The sequence below is a fragment of the uncultured Microbacterium sp. genome, from assembly GCF_947488465.1.
GTDB lineage: Bacteria > Actinomycetota > Actinomycetes > Actinomycetales > Microbacteriaceae > Microbacterium.
Window position 1 is genome coordinate 531,362 of sequence record NZ_CANKZA010000001.1, and the last position, 22,496, is coordinate 553,857.

Below are 22,496 nucleotides of genomic sequence, written 5' to 3' on the forward strand. Positions count from 1 at the left end.
AGGGAGGGATTTCCGGCATCCCTGCACCGATCGGGTGGCGGGCCTGACTGACCGTCGTTCACGCTGACACGCTGAAGCGGTGTCCGTATCGCCACCTCCGCACGCGCGCCGACGCCTCGGCGTGGGAGCAGCGATCGTGGTCGTGGTGGTGATGGCGGCCGTCTCGGTCGCGTTCGGCGTGGTGCGGACGGCATCCACACCCGTCGAGGAGATCCCCTACGCAGAGCCGTCCGCGCAGCCCGCCGCATTGTATGTGCATGTGTTCGGTGCCGTGGCGCAGCCGGGGCTCTACCGGCTGACCGACGGCGCCCGCGTCGTGGATGTGGTTGCGGCAGCCGGGGGACTGCTGAGCGATGCTGACTCCGGCGCGGTGAACCTCGCGCGGCTCCTCACCGACGGTGAGCAACTCTACGTCCCCGTGCGGGGCGAGGTCCCTGCAGAAGCCGCCCCCGGCGCCCCGCCCGGCGACGGTCGCGTCAATCTCAATACCGCGGATGCCGCCGCCCTCGACACGCTGCCTCGGATCGGGCCGGCAATGGCCGAACGCATTCTTGCGTGGCGCGACGAGAACGGTCGGTTCACCAGTGTCGAAGATCTCCTGGCCGTGCCGGGCATCGGCGAGAAGATGCTCGAAGGGCTCCGCGACCTGGTGACGGTGTGAGCCTTCGCTCTGCTCGTCGCCGCGACCTGCGGCTCGTGCCGATCGCGCTGGCGACCTGGCTGACCTCGGCGATTCTGATCGTGCACGCGGCGGCTGCGCCTGTCGTGGCCGCGCTGCTCTGGGGGACTGCGCTCGGACTCCTCGCCGTCGCCGTCCTCGCACGTCGACGACAGGGGCTCCTGCGACTCGTCGTCATCGGGGCCGTGTGCGCGGCCGTGGCCGCGGCGGCGGCATCGACCGTCGCCGTCGCAGCCGGGCCGCGCGCGCAGGTGGCGGAGTGGCAGATCAGCGGCGGGCGAGCGCTCGAAGCGGAGGCCGTTGTCGTCGGCAAGATCGAACGCACCGCGACGGGGTGGCGCTTCGATGCCCGGCTGCGGTCGCTCGCGACCGGTCCGGTCGTGCACGTCTCCACCGTGCCGGTGATGATCCGCGTGACAGAGGTCGCGGCGGGGCTCGATCTTGGCGCGGTTGTCTCGGTCGAGGGGACCGCGTGGCCCGCGGATGCCGGTGAGCGTGCGGTGCTGGTCCTCGATGCGGCCGGCGCTCCCCGCATCCTTGAGCCGCCCGGCGGAGCGCTCGCCGCCGCGTCGGCACTCCGTCACGGACTCCTCGCGACGACGGAGGGCCTGCCGCTTCCCGCAGGGGGCCTTATCGCGGGGCTGGCGGTCGGCGACACGTCGGCTGTCACGGCCGAGCTCGATGGCGCCATGAAGACGGCATCGCTCTCGCATCTGACGGCGGTGTCGGGGGCCAACTGTGCTCTCGTCGTCGGGATCGCCTTCGCCGTGGCGGCACTGTGCGGGGCGCGCCGAGGGGTGCGCGTCGTGGTCGGTCTCATCGCGCTCGGTGGTTTCGTCGTCCTCGTCTCCCCGGAACCGAGCGTCGTCCGGGCCGCGGTGATGGCCGCCGTCGCCATGCTCGGCGTTCTCCTCGGCCGCACGGGAGCCGGCGTGTCCCTGCTGAGCACAGCGGTGGCAGCTATCCTCGTGGTGGATCCCTGGCAGGCGGGAGCGCTCGGTTTCGCTCTGTCCGCCGCGGCAACGGGCGCGTTGCTTCTCGGTGCTGGACCGCTCGCCGACGGCCTCGCGCGATGGATGCCGGCGCCTCTCGCGCTGGCGCTCTCGGTGCCGCTCGCGGCGCAATTGGCGTGTGGGCCACTCCTCGTACTCCTCACGCCGCAGGTTCCGGTGTACGGGGTCCTGGCAAACCTCCTCGCCGCGCCCGCGGCGCCCCTCGGAACGGTGCTCGGACTGCTCGCGTGCCTGTGCGCCGGCATCCCCCTCCTCGGGTCGGGTCTCGCCGCAATCGCGTGGCTGCCTGCTGCGTGGATCGCCGGCACAGCAGACCTCCTCGCCCATGCACCGGGTGCGACCGTCACATGGCTCGAGGGATGGCCGGGGCTTCTCGCGCTGGCCGTTGTCGGGGCATCGATGGCCGGGATGATCGTGCGCACAACCGGACGCGTGCGGGTCCTCTCGACGTGGGTGGCGGCAACAGGTCTCGGCGTCTTCCTCGCGCTCGGGCCGGTCGCCGGAGCATGGACGAGGATGCAGGTGCCGGAGCGGTGGGCGATCGTCGCGTGCGACGTCGGTCAGGGCGATGCCGTGCTGGTGCGCTCGGCCGGTGTGGTCGCGCTCATCGACACCGGACCGGACCCCGGATCGGTGAACGAATGTCTCGATCTGATCGGTGTGTCCAGGATCGACCTCCTCATCCTGACCCATTTCGATCTCGATCATCGCGGGGGAGTGGATGCCGTCATCGGCCGCGTGGGCACCGTTGTGCACGGGCCGCCGGGGGATCCGGAGCATCAGAGCGTGCTCGATGCCCTGGCCGCCGGCGGGGCGCGCCTGCAACGCGCGACGATCGGTCTCCACGGCGCGTTGGGCGGCGCCCAGTGGCGGGTGCTATGGCCGCAGCGCGGAACGCTTCCCGGCAACGACGCCAGCGTGGTGGTCGACATCCACGGCGGCGGCGTGCCCGACTCGTTGTTCCTCGGTGATCTGTCGGGAGCGGCTCAACGAACCGTCGCTGCGAACGCAGCACTCCGCCCGCACTACACGGTCGTCAAGGTGGCGCACCACGGCAGCGCCGATCAAGATCCGGCACTGTATGCAGGGCTGACACCTGCAGTCGCCCTGATCTCGGTGGGGGAGAACACGTACGGTCACCCGCGTGCGGAGACGCTGGCCTTCTTGAACGACGACCGCGCCCGCATCGTCCGTACGGATCAGGGCGGCACGGCGGCGGTGTGGATGCAGGAGGGCGGGCTGCGCCTCTGGCACGCCGAACAGATCGTCAGCGGGGGCTCTGGTGTCGGCGCCGGTGGCTAGGCTGGGACGATGCCGCCCGCACCTCGCCGTTCCGCCGGTCGCACCGCTTCCGCGATCCCGCAGGTGTCATGGCGTGCCCCGCAGCCCGCACCGATCGTGCTGGTCTCGGGCCCCGAAGAAGTCTGCGCCGAACGGGCGGTCGCCGGCATCCGCGACTATCTGCGTGCCGAAGACCCGAGCGTCGAGGTCTCCGACCTGCGTGCCGATGATTACACGTCCGGCAGTCTGCTCACGCTGACGTCTCCCTCGCTGTTCGGCGAGCCGCGCCTCGTGCGCGTGGCCGGCGTCGAAAAGTGCTCAGATGCGTTTCTGAGCGAAGCGCTCGCCTATCTCGAGGCACCGCAAGAAGGTGCGACAGTGACGCTGCGGCACACCGGGGCGAGTGTGCGCGGCAAAAAGCTCCTCGAGGCGATCCGCAGCGGCACCGGCGGCGGAATCGAGATCGCGGTGCCGGCGATCAAGCGTGATTCCGACAGGTTCGATTTCGCCGCGGGGGAGTTCCAGACAGCGGGCCGTCGCATCGCGCCGAACGCGCTCCGAGCCCTCGTGGGTGCCTTCGCCGATGACGTCACCGAGCTCGCGGCAGCCTGCCAGCAGCTCATTTCCGACGTGGCCGGCGACATCGATGAGGCCGTCGTGACACGGTACTACGGCGGGCGCGTCGAAACCTCCGCGTTCGCCGTCGCCGACACGGCGATCGCTGGCCGCTATGGCGAGGCCCTCATCACCCTGCGTCATGCGCTGGCCAGCGGCGCCGATCCGGTGCCGCTCGTCGCAGCGATCGCGATGAAACTGCGCACGATGGCGCGTGTGGCCGGCTCGCGCGAATCGTCGAGCGCTCTGGCAGCCCGCATCGGCATGAAGGACTGGCAGGTCGATCGCGCGCGACGCGACCTCACCGGTTGGAACGAAGCGACGCTCGGGATGGCCATCCAGGCTGCCGCACGGGCGGACGCTGAGGTCAAGGGCGCGTCGCGCGACCCGGTCTTCGCCGTCGAACGGCTCGTCACCGTCATTGCGACGCGCGCCCCCTTCGGCGCCTGACGCCTGCCCGCGGGGCAGGTGATGCCGCATCGGCGCGTGGAGGCGACCACAGCTGCCCCGTGAGCGTGAGTGGGCGAAAGCGAGGCCGTGGCTGATCGGCAGACGTGGTGCCGTTGTTCCGGACCACGTCGACGTGCCTCAGAGGCGGCGGCCGCTCATGCCGGCCCCCGCACAGCCGGACGAACGCGACGATCTCGACGACTTCAGTGACCTCATCGCGAGCGATCCTGCTGCTCAGCGGATCGGCCAGGCACCGTCAAGGTGCTCAGCAGGGTCGAGCCGGCCGACGCTGATGAAGTACTCGGTGAGGCTTTCTGCCTGGTCCCGCGCCCAGCCGATCTGCTGCGTGTGCAACTCGCGGAGATCGGCGGGCAAAGCGAAGCGCCCCGCGAGTGCCTGGGCGACGCGGCCCGCCGCGATCGCGTCGGCAGCGGCGTCATGTGCGCCGGTGAGCTCGACCGCGTAGTGCGCGGCGACGACTTCGAGTGTGCGCTTTCCCTTGCGGTAGCGGTCATGGGCTTTGTCGAGCACGAGCGGGTCGATCACGGGCGCAGGCGCGACGATCGGCTCGATGCCGTACCGGAGCGCCTCGTACTTCAACAGGGAAAAGTCGTACGGTGCGTTGTAGGCCACGACGGGGATGCCGGCATCCAGCAGGGCACGCAGTGCCGAGACGATTTCGGCCACGACCTCCCGGGCCGGTCTGCCGTGCGCGCGGGCATGCTGCGTGCTGATGCCGTGGATCGCCGATGCCCCTTCGGGGATCTCAACGCCAGGATCGGCCAGCCATGACTGTGCGCGCAGAGCGACGCCGCCGGACCCGAGAAGACCCACATGGGCGGTGACGACGCGATCGGTGGTGACGTCGACCCCCGTGGTCTCGAGGTCGAAGACCCCGACCGAGTGCGCCCAATGCGTCGATTCAACCGCCGGCTCAGCCGCGCGCTCCGGCTCCGCCGACCACAGGTCGTCGTCGAAGAGCGGGAGCGGCTCGGGGTGCCAGGACTGCATGCTTCGACGCTAGAGCCTGCCTCCGACATGACCGGGGAGGCCACGCCGCGCTCGTAGACTCGACGGATGGTCGCCCCGTCTCCCTACGCCTCCCGTCTCGCGCAGATTCCCGTGGAGCGCCACGAGGTGAACGTGCGCGGCGGGACGACGGCGTACTGGGTCTACGGTGACCCTCATGCGGAGACCACCGTGGTCGCGGTGCACGGATATCGCGGCGAGCACCATGGTCTGGATCCCGTCGTCGCCTACCTCGACGACATCCGGATCATCTCCCCGGACCTGCCCGGTTTCGGCGAGACGGCTCCTCTCCCCGCTGTCCCGCACACGCTGGAGACCTACGCCGACTGGCTCACCGACTTCGTGCGCGCCGTTGCGCCGGGTGCCGTTGTGCTCGGCCACTCGTTCGGGTCGATTGTCGTGGCCGCGGCGGTGGCGGGAGGGCTCGAGGTGCCGAAGGTCATCCTCGTCAATCCCATCGGCGCTCCCGCCCTCGAGGGCCCGCGCGGCATCCTCACGCGGCTCGCCGTCTTCTACTACTGGGCGGGCGCGAAGCTGCCGAAACCCATCGGGGACGCACTTCTGCGCAATGGCCTGATCGTCCGCGTCATGAGCGTCTCGATGGCCAAGACGAAGGATGCCGAGCTCCGCACCTTCATCCACGATCAGCACGACACGTACTTTTCCCGCTTCGCCGATCGCGACGTCCTGCACGAGGGATTCGTGGCGTCGGTGTCACACGATGTCCGCGCCTTCGCGCCCCGGATCACTCAGCCGACCCTCTTGATCGCCGCGGACCGCGACGACATCACGCCGATCGAGGCAGAGCGTCACCTTCAGACGCTCTTCCCTCAGGCCGAGCTCGTCGAAATCACCGGCGTCGGCCACCTCATCCACTACGAGAAGCCGAGCGAAGCGGCGGCGGCGATCACACGCTTTCTTCGGCCTTCCGCCGACGGTAGGCGATGACGTTCATGCGGTTGCCGCAATTGCCGGTGTCGCAGTAGCGCTTGGAGCCGTTCTTCGAGAAGTCGATGTAGACGGACTCGCAGTCATCTGCGTCGCAGATGCGCACGCGATCCCATTGGTCGGATCGGATGATGTCGACGAACGCCATGGCGGCTTCCACCAGCATGCGGGTGGAGAGCGGCGCGTCCGACTCGGTGGCATGGATATGCCAGTCGAACCCGTCGTGGATCACGAGCTGGGGGAGCGCCTGACCGTCTCGCAGCATCGCGTTCACGAGCGGCACCGCTTCCTCCCGGTCGACGTCCCACAGGGCGCGCAGGCGCTGCCGGTTCCCGCGCACCATATCCAGCTCCGCATCGTCGCGGTGGAAGGTGCCGGTGTACGCGTACTCGTCGAAATAGGTGTCGAAATCGGCCTGTGAGACCAGGCGGTCGATCCCATCGCCGTCGGTGGCGGGAAGCGTGTTCACGAGCGCGGCGGCCGCGCGCAGAGACATTTCGGTGTCATGGATGAAAACCATGTTGACTCCTGACTCTCGAGGGCCGTACCGTCACTAGTGTAAACACCTCACACCCCTGACAGGCGCCGGCGTGCACCTGTCCCCGTAGAACGCAGGCCGCTCGTGACGCACACGGCTCCTCTTCCGACTCACCTGACGCAGACCCGAAGCATGCCCGTCCATCGCACGACCGGGATCGTCTTGGCCGTCGTGTCGGCGCTCGCGTTCTCCTCGAGCGGCCCGCTCGTCAAGCCACTGCTCGAGGCAGGATGGTCGTTGTCGGCCGCCCTGATCGTCCGGATGGGTCTTGCCGGCCTCCTCCTCTCGCCTCTGCTCATCCGCACGATCGCCCGCGAGCGGTCCTTTCTTCGTCGGCATGGATGGGCGCTCCTGGCGTTCGGGCTCATCCCCGTCGCCGGATGTCAGCTCTTCTTCTTCTCAGCCATGCAGCGGATGCCGGTGGCTGTCGCGCTCCTCATCCAATACCTCGCCCCGGTCATGCTCGTGGCGTTCGTGTGGCTGCGGACGCGGCGCAGGCCCTCCCGGCTGGTACTCGCCGGCTCGGTGGTCGCCGTCGCCGGACTCGTCCTCGTCGTCGACATCGCCGGTGCACGCTTCGATCTGCTGGGAACGATCCTCGCCCTCGCCGCGGCCGTGTGCGTCTGCGTCTACTTCGTGATGTCCGAGCGGACCGGCGACGACCTGCCGCCGCTCGCTCTTGCATCCGGCGGCTTGCTCGTCGGCGCGCTCTTCATGGTGGCTCTGGCTGTCACCGGCATCATGCCGTTCACTGCTCCGGATGCGACAGTCGCTTTCCGGGGTGTCGAGATGCCCGGTCTCGTGCCGCTGCTCTGGGTCGGCGCCGTCGGTACGACGCTCGGCTACGCGCTCGGCGTGATGGCAGTGCCGCGCATCGGCTCGCGGCTGGCATCCTTCATCGGGCTCTCTGAAGTCCTCTTCGCACTGGCGTTCGCGTGGCTCTTGCTCGACGAAACGCCGGCGGTGATCCAGTTCGTCGGTGGCGCGTTGATCTTGGTCGGGGTGATCCTGGTGCGCTTGGATGCCGCCGAGGCGGACGTCGTCACGCCGAGCGCGGTGGGGACGCCGGTCGACCTGGTTCCGCGCGTAGCGCCTCCAGAAGAGGGCGTACGCGATAGCCGATGACCTCGCCCATCACCAGTGAGGTCTCGGTGCGTTCCACGCCGTCGATCGACAGGATGCGGGCATCCACCTCGAAGAGGTGCTGCGTGTCGCGCGCGGCCACGCGTGCCATCAGATCGATCTGACCGCTCAGCCCGTGCACTTGGACGACTTCGGGAAGCTCGGCCAGTTCGGAGGTGATGCGGGGGAGATCGGCCTGATGGACGGTGATGCTGATCATGGCTTCGATCGGAAGCCCCAGCGCCTTGGGCGACATCGCACGCTCGAAAGACAAGAACACCCCCGATCGTTCCAGCTTCGCCATGCGCGCCTGGACGGTGTTGCGCGAGAGGCCGAGACGGTCGGCGAGTGCGACGACCGTGGCGCGATGGTCATCGGCCAACGCGTTCAGCAGCTCCAGATCTACGTGGTCGAGAAGTCCCATAGTGCCCAACCATAACAGGCCAAGGGTTCTCGTGTTACGCAACATGCTCAACGGGGATCCGGATGCTTGAGCGAGGTGCGATGCAGACGTAGCCTCGACTCCATCGGCGATGAGGCCGACGCTCTGCGACGGCCCACGGTTCACGAGACCCACGGCCGGAAAACAGAAGGGACGACGATGACGTACACCCTGACCCCGCCCACTGCCCGTGACTCCGACCTGGACGACGTGGCGATGTTGCTGACGCCACACGGCGAGCGCCGGGCTGACCCTCAGCTGGATCGGTGGATCGCCGATCTAAATACCGAAGTTCTTCGCGGTTTGTACCGCGACATGGCTCTGGTCCGGCGGATCGATGCGGAGGGTGTCGCTCTCCAGCGTCAAGGACATCTGGGTCTCTGGGCGCCGGCCCAGGGTCAGGAGGCGGTCCAAGTCGGTACGGCACGGGCCACCCGACCCGACGACTTTCTCTTCCCCAGCTACCGCGAGGTCGGCGTACTCGCCATGCGAAATGCGCGCCCGGCAGATCTCCTCCTCGGATGGCGCGGCGAGATGCACGGGACCTTCGACCCGCACGAGCTCCACATGGCGACACCGCAAATCATCATCGGCGCGCAGACCCTGCACGCGGTCGGCTATGCGATGGGTATTCAGCGAGACGACGCCGATCAGGTCGCTGTGGCCTACTTCGGTGACGGTGCCACGAGTCAAGGGGACGTGAACGAGGCGATGGTCTTCGCCTCGTCGTTTGCCGCCCCCATGGTCTTCGTCTGCTCGAACAACCAGTGGGCGATTTCCGAGCCGGTCACGGTGCAGTCGCGATATCCGATCGCGGGCCGCTCCCCGGGGTTCGGCATTCCGAGTCTCCGCATCGACGGCAACGATGTGCTGGCCTGCACCGCCGCGATGCGCTGGGCGCTCGATCATGCACGCCGCGGGCTCGGGCCCGTCTTCCTCGAGGCAGTCACCTACCGGATGGGCCCGCACACGACCTCCGACGACCCGACCCGCTACCGGCGGGAAGCCGACGTGGCACGGTGGCGTGCACGCGACCCGCTGACCCGGCTCGAGGCCTATCTTCGGGTCGAGAATGCCTTCGACGATGCCTTCGTGGCCGATGTCGCGGCCGCGGGCGATGCGTTCGCGACCGAGATGCGTACCGTCGTGCTCACCGCGGTCAGCCGGCGGCCGCTCGACGTGCTCGATCATGTCTACGCCGAACCCCACAGCGGTCTCGACCGCGAACGCCGCCGGTTCGCTGCGTTCCTCGACGGGTTCCCCGACGACCAGGAGGCGGGGCGATGACGCAGATGACCATGGGCAAGGCACTCACCGCGGGATTACGCCGCGCTCTGACGACAGATGACCGCGTCCTCCTGATGGGGGAGGACATCGGCACGCTGGGCGGAGTGTTCCGCATCACCGATGGCCTGCTCGACGAGTTCGGCCCACGCCGCGTCATCGACACTCCCCTGGCGGAATCGGGCATTGTGGGCACAGCCGTCGGCTTGGCCTACCGTGGCTTCCGACCCGTCGTCGAGATCCAGTTCGACGGATTCGTGTACCCCGCGTTTGACCAGATCGTCTGCCAGGTCGCGAAGCTGCACTACCGCACGGCAGGGCGCGTGAAGATGCCACTGACGATCCGCATTCCTTGGGCCGGGGGCGTCGGCGCAGCCGAGCATCACTCCGAGTCTCCCGAAGCGTACTTCGTCCATACCGCGGGGCTCCGCGTGGTCACCGTCTCGAATCCGCAGGATGCCTACACGATGTTGCAGCAGGCGATCGCGTGTGACGATCCGGTGGTCTTCTTCGAACCGAAGCGGCTCTACCACGCGAAGGGTGACGTCGACCTCGACGTCGACACGGCCGACGCCGCGCCGATGGGTCTTGCCCGGGTCGTCCGAGAGGGCACCGACGCGACGATCGTGACGTACGGTGCGCAGGTCGTCACGGCAATGGATGCCGCCTTCGCCGCCGAAGACGAGGGTATCTCGCTGGAGGTCATCGACCTCCGCTCGCTCTCGCCGGTCGACTACGGCACCGTCGCGGCATCGGTTCGCAAGACCGGCCGCATGGTCGTCACCCACGAGGCGGGGGGAGAAGCGGGAGTGGGCGCCGAAATCATCGCGAGCGTGACGGAACAGTGCTTCTCCTTCCTTGAGGCGCCGCCACTGCGCGTGACGGGTCATAACATCCCGTACCCGCCCGCGAAACTCGAGCGCCATCACCTGCCCGACCTCGATCGAATCCTCGATGCGGTCGACCGCGTGTGTGACCGGCCGCACAGCCTCAGCGGAACGATCGACGACGTCGTCCACCGCGAAGAGCCTGCGCGATGACCGCCGAGTTTCGTCTCCCCGATCTCGGGGAAGGTCTTCCCGAAGCGGAGATCGTGCAGTGGATGGTCGCCGTCGGTGACACCGTCACCCTCAATCAACCGATCGCCGAGGTGGAGACGGCGAAGGCGATCGTCGAGCTCCCGTCCCCGTATGCGGGTACCGTCCACTCCGTGCACGCGGCGGCGGGCGAAGTCGTCGCCGTCGGGGAGGTGCTGATCTTTATCGACGTGCCGTCAGCTCACGGTTCTGTGGCGCCCGACACGGATTCCGATGATGTGATCCCGCCCAATCTCGTGGGGTACGGAGCTGCGCCGCGTGCGAGCGGACGCCCTCGACGGCGGGCGCGTGCGGTCATCGGGGCACCGGCCTCCGACACGGAGGTGCGAGACGCGGCACCGCACGACGCTCTGCCGCCGACGCCCGCCGACGTGCGTCACGAGCGCCCGCGGTCGACGCCTCCGGTCCGCGCGCTCGCGAAACAGCTCGGCGTCGACCTCGCACTCGTCGAAGCGAGCGGAGTCTCCGGAGTCATCTCCCGCGACGATGTCGAACGTTACGCTGCGACGCGCGTCACGCCCAGCGGGACACCGGCATCCACATCCCGACCGGAGCAGCGGGAAACGCGCACGCCCATCCGCGGGGTCCGCAAGCACACGGCCGAGGCCATGGTGCGGAGCGCCTTCACGGCCCCACACGTCACGTGCTTCCTCGACGTGGATGTGACGGAAACGACGCGCCTGCTGGACGACCTCCGCGCCGACAGGCGGCTCGAAGGACATCGCATCGGGGTCTTGACCGTCGTCGCCAAGGCCGTCTGCCTTGCCCTCCGACAGGAGCCGTCGCTGAATTCCCGCTGGGATGGGGATGCTGCGGAGATCGTTCAGCATCACTACGTGAACCTCGGGATCGCGGCGGCGACCGAGCGGGGACTCATCGTCCCGCACGTGCCGGATGCCGAGCGACTCACGCTCGTGGAACTGGCGGACGCCATCAGCGCGCTGGCGGCGACGGCACGAGCCGGCCGCACGCCCGTGTCGGCGCTCAGTGGCGGGACGTTCTCGATCACGAACTTCGGTGTCTTCGGCGTCGACGCGGGTACACCGATCCTCAACCCCGGGGAGGCCGGAATACTCGGCGTCGGCGCCGTGCGCTCCCGACCGTGGGAGCACCACGGCGAGATCGCACTGCGCGATGTCCTCACGCTCAGCCTGTCGTTCGACCACAGACTCGCCGACGGGGAGCAGGGCGCGCGGTTCCTGGTCGCGGTCGGCGACGTCCTTCGCTCGCCCGGACGGGCCATGCTCCTCGGCTAGACGTGGAGGGCGGCGAGCGCCATGGCCGCCAGCACGTCCTGGACGACCGCGTCGTGCGGCATGGTCGCCAGGGCGCGCACGCTGTACGGCGTCGAGTTGATCAGCCCGAAGCCGGCGTGCGCGCGTACCCGCAGCTCATCCGCGGAGAGATCGGGATGCAGCACCCCGAGTACGGCGATCCACAGCTCGACGTACTCGCGTTGCAAGCGGCGCACCCGATGTCGGTCGTCGTCGCTCAGGTGCGGCAGGTCGCGATCATGGACGCGGATGACATCGGCATCGGCGAGCGCGAACCGCACATGGAACCCGACGAGTGCGCGCAGATGCGCCTCGGCGTCTCCGGGCTCGTTGACGACGGCCTGTCCTCCGCGAAGCAGATCCTCGCTCGCTCGCACGAGGATCGCGCCGAGGAGTGCCCGCTTGCTCGCGAAGTGTCGATATACGGCAGGACCGGTGATGCCCACCGCCGCTCCGAGGTCTTCCAGGCTGACACCGTCGAACCCGGTCGCGGCGAACAGGCGGGCGGCCTCCCGGAGAAGCGCGTCATGACGATCGACCTTCGCCCGCTCGCGCGGGGTTGCCTCTGCGGCAGGGGATGTCGTTGCCATTCCAGTTAATCCTCGCTAACCTGGTGACGCCGGGTTAATGAACACTAACCCATTGTTGCGTCCGTGCGCCAACAGGCGTGAACGGGCGGCATCCGCGGACATCGAAGGAGATGGCATGGGCGCGCTGGATCTGTCCTCGTACGGTCTGACCGACGATCAGCGCGAACTCGCCCACCTCGTGCGCGCATTCGCCGACGAGGTCGTCGCTCCGCAGGCCTACGACGCGGACCGCACCCACACCCTGTCGATGACCGTCGTGGCACAGATGGGGGAGATGGGTCTGTTCGGACTGCCGTTTCCGGAGGATGTCGGGGGGCAGGGCGGCGACTATGTCGCACTGGGGTTGGCGATCGAGGCTCTCGCGCGGGTCGACCAGTCGATCGCGATCACCCTCGAGGCCGGGGTGAGCCTCGGCGCGATGCCCGTCTTCCGATTCGGCAGCGACGCGCAACGCGCCGACCTCCTGCCGGACCTGCTCGCCGGCCGCGCTCTCGCCGGCTTCGGGCTGACCGAGCCGGAGGCAGGGTCGGATGCCGGGGCCACCCGCACGACGGCACGTCTCGACGCGGGTGAATGGGTCATCGACGGCGCCAAGCAGTTCATCACGAACTCCGGCACACCCATCACCCGGTTCGTCACCGTCACGGCGGTCACGGGGGAGAGGAACGGGCGGAAGGAGATCTCGACGATCATCGTCCCCTCCGGCACGCCGGGTTTCACGGTGGGACCCGCCTACGACAAAGTCGGCTGGCACGCCTCCGACACGCATCCGCTCTCGTTCGTCTCGGCTCGTGTGCCGGAGGGGAACCTGCTCGGTGAACAGGGGCGCGGGTTCTCGAACTTCCTGCACATCCTCGACGAAGGACGCATCGCCATCGCCGCGCTCTCGACCGGAGCCGCGGAAGGGTGTCTGGAAGCCGCGATCGACTACGCGCACAGTCGCCGTGTGTTCGGAGAGCCGCTGGCGAGCCGGCAAGCCATCCAATTCCAGATCGCGCGGATGCACCTGCGGGTCCACACGGCACGACTAGCCTGGTTGCACGCCGCGCGGCTGCGCGATAGCGGATTGCCGTTCACCACCGAAGCAGCCATCGCCAAGCTCACCGCGAGTGACGCAGCGATGGACAACGCGCGTGATGCCACCCAGATCTTCGGCGGAAACGGCTTCATGAACGAGTACCCGGTGGCGCGTCATTTCCGCGATTCGAAGATCCTCGAGATCGGCGAAGGGACCACCGAGGTGCAGTTGCTCGTGATCGCCCGTGCTCTCGGGCTCCTGGACGGCGGGAAAAGATGACCGACATCGTTCAGCGCGGCCTGTACCTGGAGGAGTTCGTGATCGGTGCGCGCTATCGTCACGCACCGGGGCGGACGGCAACCGAAGCCGACAACGTGCTGTTTTCCTCGCTCACGATGAACACGCAGGCTCTTCATCTGGATGCCGCGTTCTCGGCGACCCAGCCGTTCGGCCAGCGTCTCATCAACTCGATGTGGACGCTCTCGACGATGGTCGGAGCTTCGGTGTCCCAGTTGACTCAGGGGACTCTCGTGGCACAAGTGGCGCTCTCGGACATCGAGTTCCCGCATCCGCTCTTCGCGGGTGACACGCTCATGACCGAGACAGAGATCCTCGCCGCGCGGCCGTCGTCGTCCCGTCCCGGTCAAGGGATCGTGACGATGCGCCACACCGGGCGAAATCAGCACGGTGACGTGGTGGCGACGGCGACGCGGGTGGCACTGATGTGGCGCCGGCCCGAGGGCGAGGCGTCATGAGCTCCGCACTCGGCCCCGCGGTGCTCTTCTGCCCTGCTGACCGTCCCGAGCGGTTCGCCACAGCGCTCGCACGCGCGGATACCGTCATCTTCGATCTCGAGGACGCCGTCTCTCCCGCGGCCAAAGTCGTCGCGCGCGGCGCGCTCATCGATGCGCACGTCGATCCCGCGCGGGTCATCGTCCGGGTCAATCCGCTGGGCACGCCCGAATTCGACGCCGACCTCGCCACGTTGTCGCAGACGGACTTCCGGGCGATCATGCTCGCGAAAGCCTCTTCACCCAAGCGGATTGCGCGCATCGACCCGCGATTCTCGGTCATCGCGCTGTGCGAAACGGCGGCCGGGGTCGTCGCTGCCGACAAGATCGCGCGGCTCGACAATGTCATCGCCCTCATGTGGGGAGCGGAGGATCTCGTCGCCTCACTCGGCGGCACCGCCAGTCGTGACGCGCGGGGGCGCTACCGCGACATCGCCCGTCATGCACGCGCACGGGTGTTGCTCGCGGCCGGGGCAGCGGGCAAGGCCTCGATCGACGCCGTGCACCTCGACCTCGCCGACGACAGCGGCCTCCGCCGCGAGGCCGAAGACGCCGCGGCGAGTGGCTTCACGGCGAGCGCGTGCATCCATCCGTCGCAGGTTCCGACCATCCGCGCCGCGTACCGTCCCGATCAGGCCACTCTCGCCTGGGCGCGCGCGGTACTCACGGCCGCCGAGGGAGAGCGCGGGGTCTTCGCGTTCGAAGGGCGGATGGTCGACGAGCCGATCCTGCGCCACGCGCGATCAGTGCTCGCGCGCGCATAACGCGTGATTCGCGGGGCAGCAGATGCCGCATCCCGCCGTGGATGCGGCAGCACCTGACCCCGCAAGGCGGCGTCAGGCGATGGGCACGGCGTCGTAGGAGCGCACGCTGAGGTGATGCCGCTGGATGACGAACTCATGCGTCGACGCGTTCGCGAGGCGTTCTCCCGGCAGGGGCAGGGCGTCGCCGCTCGCGTGCCGGATGAGCTGCGAGATGAGGGCGCCGTGGGAAACGGCGATCACCGGCACATCACGGGGCGAGTGGAGCAGCCGGGCATCGCGGACCACGCGGCGCACCGCCCCCACCGCCCGTCGGCGCAGCTGCGGTGACGTCTCGGCATCCGGAACGTTCTCACGATCCCAGGCGCCGAACTTCTCGTGGTACTCCTCGATCGACAGTCCCTCGGCCACCCCGTAAGCGCGCTCGCGCAGCTGTGGGTACGCGTGCGCGAGGGCGGCGCCGAGCGTAGCCGCGATGATCTCGGCGGTCTCACGTGCCCGCGACAGGTCGCTCGAAACGACGAGTGGATCCAGCCCCGCGAAGCGCTCCGCAAGCACCTCGGCGGTCTCGCGCGCTTGTGCACGGCCCGTGTCGTTGAGGGGGATGTCGGTCGAGCCTTGGATGCGGCGCGCGGCGTTCCAATCGGTCTCACCATGGCGCACGAGCAGAAGCGTTGTCACCGTTCGAGCCTACGCCGCCCGGCCACACATCCCGCCCGCTTCAGCGCAGAGCCGGAAGCGCCTGGGCCAGCGTACGGAGGACCTCTGTGGTGCCGGCATCCACCTTCACCGTGGCGCGGGTGTCTGCGCGCGTCTGCCCGCGGTTGACGATCACGACCGGGAGTTTGCGGCGTCGTGCGCGTTCGAGCAGCCGGATGCCGGAGTTCACGACCAGGGAAGAGCCGGCGATCACGAGCGCGTCGCTCGTGCGCACGAGTTGCTCCGCTTCCTGGAACTTCTCGATCGGGATGTACTCGCCGAAGAAGACCACATCGGGCTTCAGCATGCCGTTGCAGACCGAGCACTCCGGCACCCTGAACGCATCACTCGAGGACGGCAGAACGTCCCCGTCGGGCCCGAGCTCGACGTTCTCCGGCACCGTGATCCAGGGATTGTCGGCCTCAACCCGCACCGCGAGGTCGCGACGGTCGAACACCTGCCCGCAGTGCGTGCAGAGCACCCGACGCATGGTTCCGTGCAGCTCGACGACGCGGCGACTGCCGGCGCGCAGATGCAGGCCGTCCACGTTCTGGGTGATGATGCCGCTGACGACACCCTGGTGCTCAAGGTCGGCCAGTGCCGCGTGACCGCCGTTGGGGGCGGAGGCGGCGAACGCGCGCCACCCGAGGTGGCTCCCCACCCAGTAGCGACGACGGGCGGACTCACTCGCCAAGAACTGCTGCGCCGTCATGGGCGTCCGTGTCGGCGCACCCTTCCCGCGATAGTCGGGGATTCCCGAGTCGGTCGAGACGCCGGCACCGGTGAGGACCGCGATACGGCGCCCGGCGAGCGCGTCAATCGCGCGACCGACAGCGGCCGTGGCCTGCGCATCCAACTCGAGCACGGTGGACATCCGATCCTCTCCGTGGTCGAGCCTACGCGTCCTGCTTTTCCGGGATGTTACGGATGCCGTGGCACCATGGAGCCATGCCCGTCCTCCGCGTCGATGACCCCACCGATGACCAGTTGGCGGACTACCGCGACCTGACCGATGTGGCCCTCCGCCGTGTGCTCGAACCCGCCGGCGGTCTGTACATCGCTGAATCGACCAAAGTCATCACGCGCGCCTTGGCCGCCGGTCACCGTCCTCGATCGGTCCTCGTGCAGGAGAAGTGGCTCGACGACGTGCGCGATCTCGCGGGTGATGCGCCCATCTTCGTCGTCGACGACGCCGTCGCAGAAGAACTCACCGGGTACGCCGTCCACCGGGGTGCGCTGGCAGCCATGCATCGCCCGGACCCCCTGCCGATGGCAGAGGTGCTCGCCGATGCGCGCCTCGTGTTGATCCTCGAAGACATCGTCGACCACACGAACGTGGGAGCGGCCTTCCGGGCGGCGGCCGGGCTCGGCGCCGACGCGGTGCTGATCAGTCCGCGGTGCGCAGACCCGCTCTATCGCCGGAGTGTCCGCGTCAGCATGGGGACGGTCTTCCAAGTTCCCTGGACCCGGATGCCGGCCTGGCGCGACGCCCGCGGCATCCTCACCGACGCCGGAGTGCATGTCGCGGCACTCGCGTTGACCGATGACGCCGTGAGCCTCGACGATTTCGCCGCCCACCGACCCGACCGTGTCGCCCTCCTGATGGGCGCAGAGGGTGACGGGCTCACCCGTCGCGCACTCGAGTCCGCAGACAGTGTCGTCACGATTCCCATGGCCGGGGGAGTGGACTCCCTGAACGTGGCCGCGGCGGCCGCCGTCGCGCTGTGGGCGTTGCGCCCCTGAGAAGCGTCAGATCCGCGAGCCGGGATCCCCCGAACCGTCGCGCGCCGGCGCCTCGGTCATCACCGGGAGGCCGACGGGGCCGGCATCCGGCCGCTTCGCCGTGATGTTGTCGCCCGACGACTGGTGGCGCAAGCGGCGCAGGACCCACGGAACGAGGTGAGTGCGCGCCCAAACGAGATCACCGGCGCGAGCAGAACGCCAGGTCATGCGGGGAACGGGATCGGGCTGCATCGGCGCGAGGTCGTTCGGCACGTTGAGCGCCCGCAGCACCATACGGGCGACCTCGTGATGGCCGAGCGCGTTCATGTGCAGGCGATCATCGTCGAAAAACCGCCTGTCCTGAATCGCTTTGAGTGCCCATTGGTCGGCCACGATGCAGTCGTAGCGGTCGGCAATGGCGCGGATGTTCTCGTTGTAGATCGCGACCCGGCCGCGGATGCCGCGAAACACCGGCGTGAAGGCCGTATCGATGCCCGTGAACACGACCACCGTCGCTCCCTGAGAGCACAACCGCGCGACGGCATCCTCGAACCGCTGCGCGACAGCATCCGGATCACTGCCCGGACGAAGCACGTCGTTCCCGCCTGCCGAGAAGGTGATGAGGTCCGGGCTGAGGGCCAGCGCCGCCTCAACCTGGTCCGCGACGATCTGGCGGATGAGCTTTCCGCGGACAGCAAGGTTCGCGTAGGCGAAGTCGTCGACCTGCTCGGCGAGGACCTCCGCCACCCGGTCCGCCCAGCCGCGATGCTCGTCGACAGTGTCGGGAATCGGGTCACCGATGCCCTCGGTGAACGAGTCGCCGATCGCGACCATCCGCCGCCAGGGATGCGCCGTCTCGTTGGGCACGTAGGGGGTCCGGTGCTGATCCGGCGTGGGCTCGTTCTTCGCCATGACTCTCCTGACTTGTGGTCACTTCGAGGCTATCGTGTCGGTGCCAGCGCTTAGGGTGGTCACTCGTGGACGGCGACCAGCAGGAGCATTTCGGCAGCTTTGCCGCTGAGCACCTCTCGCCTGCCTTCCCGCAGCGCGCCCCGTGGGGAACCGCGCAGAACCTTCGTGCCTGGCAGGCCGAAGCGCTCGAGGCCTATTTCGATGCGGACGGTCCGGATGGCGTCGGAAAGGGACCACGGGACTTCCTCGCCGCGGCGACGCCTGGCGCCGGAAAGACGACGTTCGCCCTGCGTCTGGCCAGTGAGCTGCTGCGCCGCGGCGTGATCGATCGGATCATCGTGGTGGCTCCGACCGAGCACCTCAAGACGCAGTGGGCCGATGCCGCGGCGCGGGTCGGTATCCGCCTGGATCCCCGGTTCAGCAACCGACAGCACGCTCCGGCTCGGCACTACCACGGCGCCGCCGTGACGTATGCGCAGGTCGCGGTGAAGTCTTCCGTCCACCAGAGGTTGACGATCGAGGCACGCACGCTCGTCGTGCTCGACGAAGTCCATCACGGCGGCGACGCCCTCAGTTGGGGCGAGGCGCTGCGGGACGCGTACGGTCGCGCGACGCGCCGACTTCTGCTCTCCGGCACCCCGTTCCGCAGCGATACTGCGCCCATTCCGTTCGTGGAATATCACCCGAACGACAAAGGCATTCGCCTGTCGCGCACCGACTACAACTACGGCTACGGCCGCGCCCTCGCTGACGGCGTCGTGCGCCCCGTTCTGTTCCTCGTCTACGCCGGCAAGATGCGGTGGCGCACGAAGGCGGGCGACGAGCTCGAGGCGCATCTCGGTCAGGACAACACCAAGGATGTGACAGCGCAGGCGTGGCGGACCGCGCTCGATCCCGAGGGTGACTGGATTCCCGCCGTCTTACGCAGCGCAGACCGCCGGCTGTCCGAAGTGCGCGAAGACATTCCGGATGCCGGCGGCCTCGTCATCGCGACCGATCAGACAGCCGCGCGCGCCTACGCCGCCATCCTCCGCGACATCACGGGGGAGCAGCCCACGGTCGTCCTCTCCGACGACAAGGCTGCGTCCGGTCGGATCGAGACGTTCGCCGAGTCGACCTCGCGCTGGATGGTGGCTGTCCGCATGGTGTCGGAAGGCGTGGACGTCCCGCGTTTGGCGGTCGGAGTGTACGCGACGAGCGCATCGACCCCGCTGTTCTTCGCGCAGGCGATCGGGCGTTTCGTGCGTGCGCGCCGCCGCGGTGAGACCGCCTCGATCTTCCTCCCCAACGTGCCTCAGCTGCTCGCGCTTGCGGGCGAGATGGAACGAGAACGCGACCATGCACTCGACCGCGAGAAGGACGACGACGGGCTCCTCGACGACGATCTGATCAGCGAGGCGGAACGCGAGGAGAAGGCCTCCGACGAACTCGAACAGGAGTTCTCGTATCAGGCGCTCGGTTCGGTCGCGCACTTCGACCGTGTCCTGTTCGACGGGCGTGAGTTCGGCCAGCTCGCTGTTCCGGGAACCCCCGAAGAGGAGGAATTCCTCGGCATCCCCGGGTTGCTCGAGCCCGAACACGTCCACGAACTCCTCATGCAGCGGCAGTCCCGGCAGTCCCGTCACCGCCGTGTCCGGGAGGCGGGGGAATCGAGCGCGACCGCGACGGAAGCCTCACCTGACGCGGTGGATCCCGGCCTTCCGCCCGCACTGCATCGCAGTCTCAAGGAGCAGCGACAGCTCCTCAACAGTCTGGTCGGGCTGTACGCGCGCCAGAGCGGCGAGCCGCACGGGGCCGTGCATGCCGAGCTTCGTCGGGTCTGCGGCGGACCGGAGGTCGCGCGTGCGACGGTTGCGCAACTCCAGGCCCGTATCGAGGTGCTCCGGCGGCGCGTCCACGCCTGACCCCGCGCTTCGGAGCGCCGAAATGCTGGCAATCGCGGCATCGGTACCGTACGCGAAACACGCGCCGCCTAGCGTGGAATCGTGAGTGTTTCCCACCCCGTAGAGCCCACCGCACGCGATCGCCGCCGATGGGCGCAATACCTCGTCGACGAGCGCGCCGAGGGGCAGGTCTACCGAGATCTGGCCCTGCGCCGCGATGGCGAGGAGCGAGAGATCCTGTTGGCCCTCGCCGAGGCGGAACGGCGTCACGAGCACCACTGGCTCGAGTTGCTCGGCGGCGAGCCGGCGAAGCTGCCGCGCGCGAGTGCCGGGTCGCGGATGCTGGGCCTGCTGGCCCGCCGCTTCGGCTCCATCTTCGTCCTGGCTCTCGCGCAGAATGCGGAAGGGCGTTCGCCCTACGAAAGCGAGCCGTTCGCGACGGCGCGCATGGTCGCTGACGAGAGGATCCACGGAGAGGTCGTCCGTGGCCTCGCCGCTCGCGGGCGACGACGCCTGTCGGGGACTTTTCGCGCCGCCGTCTTCGGAGCGAACGACGGGCTCGTCTCCAATCTGGCTTTGGTGCTCGGCATCGGTGCCACCGGTGTCGCCCCGCAGTTCGTGCTGTTCAGCGGAATCGCGGGCCTGCTCGCCGGCGCGCTGTCGATGGGCGCCGGGGAGTTCGTCTCGGTGCGTTCGCAACGCGAACTCCTCGATGCAACGGAGCCCAGCAATGACGCCGACAACGTACTGCCGGACCTCGACCTCGATGCGAACGAGCTGGCGTTGGTCTACCGCACCCGCGGCATGAGCGCCGCAGACTCGCTCGCTGCCGCCCAGCACGTCATCGAGGTCGCACAGGCCGCGGACCGGTCCGTCCCCTACACGCGAGCTCCCGAACGGGCCGTCGACCACGAAACCGTCGGTAGCGCGCTGGGGGCTGCGGGCTCGAGCTTCCTGTTCTTTGCGTCGGGTGCGATCATCCCCATCGTGCCGTGGCTGTTTGGGTGGAGCGGCACCCCGGCGGTCGCGCTCGCCTTGGCGCTTGTCGGCCTTGCGCTGCTGGCGACCGGCGCGATGGTCGGCCTTCTCTCCGGCGCACCGCCCTTGCGCCGGGGGCTTCGTCAGCTGGCGATCGGGTTCGGCGCGGCGGCTGTCACCTACGCGCTCGGACTCGCGTTCGAGGTGTCGGTGTAGCCGCGATTTCTGAGCGAGCCGCCGGTCATGCTAATGTCGTTCTTCGGTTGCGAAACCGAAAACAACATCTGCGCGGGTGGCGGAATAGGTAGACGCGCTAGCTTGAGGTGCTAGTGCCCGGATAGGGCGTGGGGGTTCAAGTCCCCCCTCGCGCACAGATGGAAAAGGGTCCCGAAAGGGGCCCTTTTTCGTGTGCCGGCGCGCCCTCCAGAATCGGAGATTGTCGCTGGATTCGGTCGCCGGTGCGCGATTTCGTCCGAATCCGACGCATCCATCCGAATCCGCTCCGCGCGCGACGCGCATCAGGCGGCCAGGTGGCAACCTTGGGCGACGGCGCGGGCGATCGCACGCTCGACCTGCTCCCAGCGGTAGAGCACCTCGACGTACGAGAACCGCAGCACGGTATAGCCGCGCGCGATGAGCTCGCGGTCGTGCGCGAGATCCCGCGTCCGGTCAGTGGAGGACGAGTGGTGGGCGAAACCGTCCAGTTGCACCACCAGCCGATCTCCGATCAGGGCATCGACCGGATGTCCGGCGAGGAGAACCTGCGCACGAATCGAAAGACCCCACGGCGCGAGCCGGGTGGCGAAGATCGTCTCGAGCCCCGAGTCCATCAGGCCCGTGACGATCGCAGCGAGCTCGCGCGCGGCCGGCGTGCGCCAGGCGACACGTCGTATCTCCGCTGCCGACAGTCGGAGGGACCGAATGCCGGATTCCCAGATGACGAGGGCGTGCTCGCGGGGGAGGCACCCCGCGACATGTTCGAATGCGTCGTAGACGGATGCGACCAGTGTGGTCCCGCTGGACGGGACGAGGGCGTGCGACCAATGCGTGACGATGTCGTGCCCCTCCGCGCGGGGAGCGCGCGCGTGTGGCGGTACGCGCAGGTGCATGCGGGGGTCCGCGTCGGGCGGGATCCACCAGCCGAAGTGGCGCGCCGCGGTGATGCAGGTGAGCTGCGAGGTGCACTCGGCAGCCAGCACGAGCGGGGGCGGAGCCCCGGGCGTCGCGACCCAGTATCGTCGGACCCTCCTGGCGGCGCCGCCCGCGATCTGTGCGCGGAGTGTGTGCGGGGAGACACCGGCATCCAGCAGCGTCTGGCGGTGCACGATGCCGCCCCGGTCGTCGATCCACGCGGTGAGGTCCATCGCCCT

General features: G+C 68.6%; 22 protein-coding genes and 1 tRNA gene. 15 read left to right on the top strand and 8 right to left on the bottom strand.

Annotated elements, in window-relative coordinates; translation table 11 throughout:
- Positions 1–151: 151 nt before the first annotated feature.
- From Q0653_RS02600 to holA, 3 genes are read left to right on the top strand one after another with little or no spacing between them, the layout of a single operon-like run.
- Complete coding sequence (locus Q0653_RS02600; RefSeq protein ID WP_298742494.1) at positions 152–661, top strand: ComEA family DNA-binding protein; 510 nt, start codon at positions 152–154, stop codon at positions 659–661.
- Positions 658–2,994: a ComEC/Rec2 family competence protein gene (locus Q0653_RS02605; protein WP_298942354.1), complete on the top strand. Its 2,337-nt coding sequence runs from the start codon at positions 658–660 to the stop codon at positions 2,992–2,994. The genes Q0653_RS02600 and Q0653_RS02605 overlap by 4 nt, the downstream gene beginning before the upstream one ends.
- Before the next feature lie 9 nt (positions 2,995–3,003).
- Complete coding sequence (gene holA / locus Q0653_RS02610; protein ID WP_298742471.1) at positions 3,004–4,038, top strand: DNA polymerase III subunit delta; 1,035 nt, start codon at positions 3,004–3,006, stop codon at positions 4,036–4,038.
- A 234-nt stretch (positions 4,039–4,272) separates the two neighbouring features.
- On the opposite strand, the gene Q0653_RS02615 is transcribed toward holA, so the two are convergent.
- On the bottom strand, positions 4,273–5,049 hold the full coding sequence (locus Q0653_RS02615) for an exonuclease domain-containing protein (protein ID WP_298742470.1): 777 nt from the start codon (positions 5,047–5,049) through the stop codon (positions 4,273–4,275).
- Between the two features lie 66 nt (positions 5,050–5,115).
- Between Q0653_RS02615 and Q0653_RS02620 the strand changes: the two genes are divergently transcribed.
- Complete coding sequence (locus Q0653_RS02620; protein ID WP_298942356.1) at positions 5,116–6,015, top strand: alpha/beta hydrolase; 900 nt, start codon at positions 5,116–5,118, stop codon at positions 6,013–6,015.
- Here the strand turns inward: Q0653_RS02620 and Q0653_RS02625 are convergent.
- Positions 5,975–6,535 carry a CGNR zinc finger domain-containing protein gene (locus tag Q0653_RS02625; RefSeq protein ID WP_298942357.1) on the bottom strand — a complete coding sequence of 187 codons (561 nt, stop codon included), beginning with the start codon at positions 6,533–6,535 and terminating at the stop codon, positions 5,975–5,977. The two genes, Q0653_RS02620 and Q0653_RS02625, sit on opposite strands and share 41 nt — an antisense overlap.
- A gap of 150 nt (positions 6,536–6,685) precedes the next feature.
- Between Q0653_RS02625 and Q0653_RS02630 the strand changes: the two genes are divergently transcribed.
- Positions 6,686–7,678, top strand: a complete 993-nt coding sequence (locus tag Q0653_RS02630; RefSeq protein WP_298942358.1) for a DMT family transporter — start codon at positions 6,686–6,688, stop codon at positions 7,676–7,678.
- Here the strand turns inward: Q0653_RS02630 and Q0653_RS02635 are convergent.
- Positions 7,596–8,099, bottom strand: coding sequence for an Lrp/AsnC family transcriptional regulator (locus Q0653_RS02635; RefSeq protein ID WP_298942360.1), 504 nt, complete (start codon positions 8,097–8,099; stop codon positions 7,596–7,598). The genes Q0653_RS02630 and Q0653_RS02635 overlap by 83 nt on opposite strands.
- A 177-nt stretch (positions 8,100–8,276) precedes the next feature.
- On the opposite strand from Q0653_RS02635, the gene Q0653_RS02640 reads away from it, so the two are divergent.
- The 3 genes from Q0653_RS02640 to Q0653_RS02650 are packed head-to-tail and all read left to right on the top strand — an operon-like array spanning position 8,277 to position 11,754.
- The gene (locus tag Q0653_RS02640; RefSeq protein ID WP_298942362.1) at positions 8,277–9,404 is read left to right on the top strand and encodes a thiamine pyrophosphate-dependent enzyme; all 1,128 of its coding nucleotides are present in this window, start codon (positions 8,277–8,279) and stop codon (positions 9,402–9,404) included.
- Positions 9,401–10,441 carry an alpha-ketoacid dehydrogenase subunit beta gene (locus tag Q0653_RS02645; RefSeq protein ID WP_298942364.1) on the top strand — a complete coding sequence of 347 codons (1,041 nt, stop codon included), beginning with the start codon at positions 9,401–9,403 and terminating at the stop codon, positions 10,439–10,441. The genes Q0653_RS02640 and Q0653_RS02645 overlap by 4 nt, the downstream gene beginning before the upstream one ends.
- The gene (locus Q0653_RS02650; protein ID WP_298942365.1) at positions 10,438–11,754 is read left to right on the top strand and encodes a dihydrolipoamide acetyltransferase family protein; all 1,317 of its coding nucleotides are present in this window, start codon (positions 10,438–10,440) and stop codon (positions 11,752–11,754) included. The genes Q0653_RS02645 and Q0653_RS02650 overlap by 4 nt, the downstream gene beginning before the upstream one ends.
- Here Q0653_RS02650 and Q0653_RS02655 read toward each other — a convergent pair.
- Entirely contained in the window at positions 11,751–12,362 is a 612-nt protein-coding gene (locus tag Q0653_RS02655) for a TetR/AcrR family transcriptional regulator (RefSeq protein ID WP_298942366.1), read from the bottom strand. The two genes, Q0653_RS02650 and Q0653_RS02655, sit on opposite strands and share 4 nt — an antisense overlap.
- A gap of 115 nt (positions 12,363–12,477) precedes the next feature.
- On the opposite strand from Q0653_RS02655, the gene Q0653_RS02660 reads away from it, so the two are divergent.
- From Q0653_RS02660 to Q0653_RS02670, 3 genes are read left to right on the top strand one after another with little or no spacing between them, the layout of a single operon-like run.
- The gene (locus tag Q0653_RS02660; RefSeq protein ID WP_298942367.1) at positions 12,478–13,659 is read left to right on the top strand and encodes an acyl-CoA dehydrogenase family protein; all 1,182 of its coding nucleotides are present in this window, start codon (positions 12,478–12,480) and stop codon (positions 13,657–13,659) included.
- The gene (locus Q0653_RS02665) at positions 13,656–14,135 is read left to right on the top strand and encodes a MaoC family dehydratase (protein ID WP_298942369.1); all 480 of its coding nucleotides are present in this window, start codon (positions 13,656–13,658) and stop codon (positions 14,133–14,135) included. Before Q0653_RS02660 ends, Q0653_RS02665 begins: the two co-directional genes overlap by 4 nt.
- Entirely contained in the window at positions 14,132–14,935 is an 804-nt protein-coding gene (locus tag Q0653_RS02670; RefSeq protein ID WP_298942371.1) for a CoA ester lyase, read from the top strand. Before Q0653_RS02665 ends, Q0653_RS02670 begins: the two co-directional genes overlap by 4 nt.
- 72 nt (positions 14,936–15,007) lie before the next feature.
- Here Q0653_RS02670 and Q0653_RS02675 read toward each other — a convergent pair whose 3' ends face one another.
- Both Q0653_RS02675 and Q0653_RS02680 read right to left on the bottom strand, forming a co-directional pair.
- Positions 15,008–15,613 carry a histidine phosphatase family protein gene (locus Q0653_RS02675; RefSeq protein ID WP_298942373.1) on the bottom strand — a complete coding sequence of 202 codons (606 nt, stop codon included), beginning with the start codon at positions 15,611–15,613 and terminating at the stop codon, positions 15,008–15,010.
- Positions 15,614–15,653: 40 nt separating this feature from the next.
- The gene (locus tag Q0653_RS02680) at positions 15,654–16,505 is read right to left on the bottom strand and encodes a Sir2 family NAD-dependent protein deacetylase (RefSeq protein ID WP_298942375.1); all 852 of its coding nucleotides are present in this window, start codon (positions 16,503–16,505) and stop codon (positions 15,654–15,656) included.
- Positions 16,506–16,579: 74 nt separating this feature from the next.
- Here Q0653_RS02680 and Q0653_RS02685 point away from each other — a divergent pair, with 74 nt between their 5' ends.
- Positions 16,580–17,374, top strand: a complete 795-nt coding sequence (locus Q0653_RS02685; protein WP_298942377.1) for an RNA methyltransferase — start codon at positions 16,580–16,582, stop codon at positions 17,372–17,374.
- 6 nt (positions 17,375–17,380) lie between these two features.
- On the opposite strand, the gene Q0653_RS02690 is transcribed toward Q0653_RS02685, so the two are convergent.
- Complete coding sequence (locus tag Q0653_RS02690; RefSeq protein ID WP_298942379.1) at positions 17,381–18,265, bottom strand: SGNH/GDSL hydrolase family protein; 885 nt, start codon at positions 18,263–18,265, stop codon at positions 17,381–17,383.
- A 65-nt stretch (positions 18,266–18,330) separates the two neighbouring features.
- Here Q0653_RS02690 and Q0653_RS02695 point away from each other — a divergent pair, with 65 nt between their 5' ends.
- From Q0653_RS02695 to Q0653_RS02705, 3 genes are all read left to right on the top strand, one after another.
- Positions 18,331–20,169 (top strand): DEAD/DEAH box helicase, encoded by a 1,839-nt coding sequence (locus Q0653_RS02695; RefSeq protein ID WP_298942381.1) that lies wholly within the window; start codon positions 18,331–18,333, stop codon positions 20,167–20,169.
- Positions 20,170–20,250: 81 nt separating this feature from the next.
- Positions 20,251–21,342, top strand: a complete 1,092-nt coding sequence (locus tag Q0653_RS02700; RefSeq protein WP_298942383.1) for a VIT1/CCC1 family protein — start codon at positions 20,251–20,253, stop codon at positions 21,340–21,342.
- A 70-nt stretch (positions 21,343–21,412) separates the two neighbouring features.
- A tRNA-Leu gene (locus Q0653_RS02705) sits at positions 21,413–21,497 on the top strand.
- Between the two features lie 147 nt (positions 21,498–21,644).
- Here the strand turns inward: Q0653_RS02705 and Q0653_RS02710 are convergent.
- The gene (locus Q0653_RS02710; protein ID WP_298942385.1) at positions 21,645–22,490 is read right to left on the bottom strand and encodes a DUF559 domain-containing protein; all 846 of its coding nucleotides are present in this window, start codon (positions 22,488–22,490) and stop codon (positions 21,645–21,647) included.
- Positions 22,491–22,496: the final 6 nt, after the last annotated feature.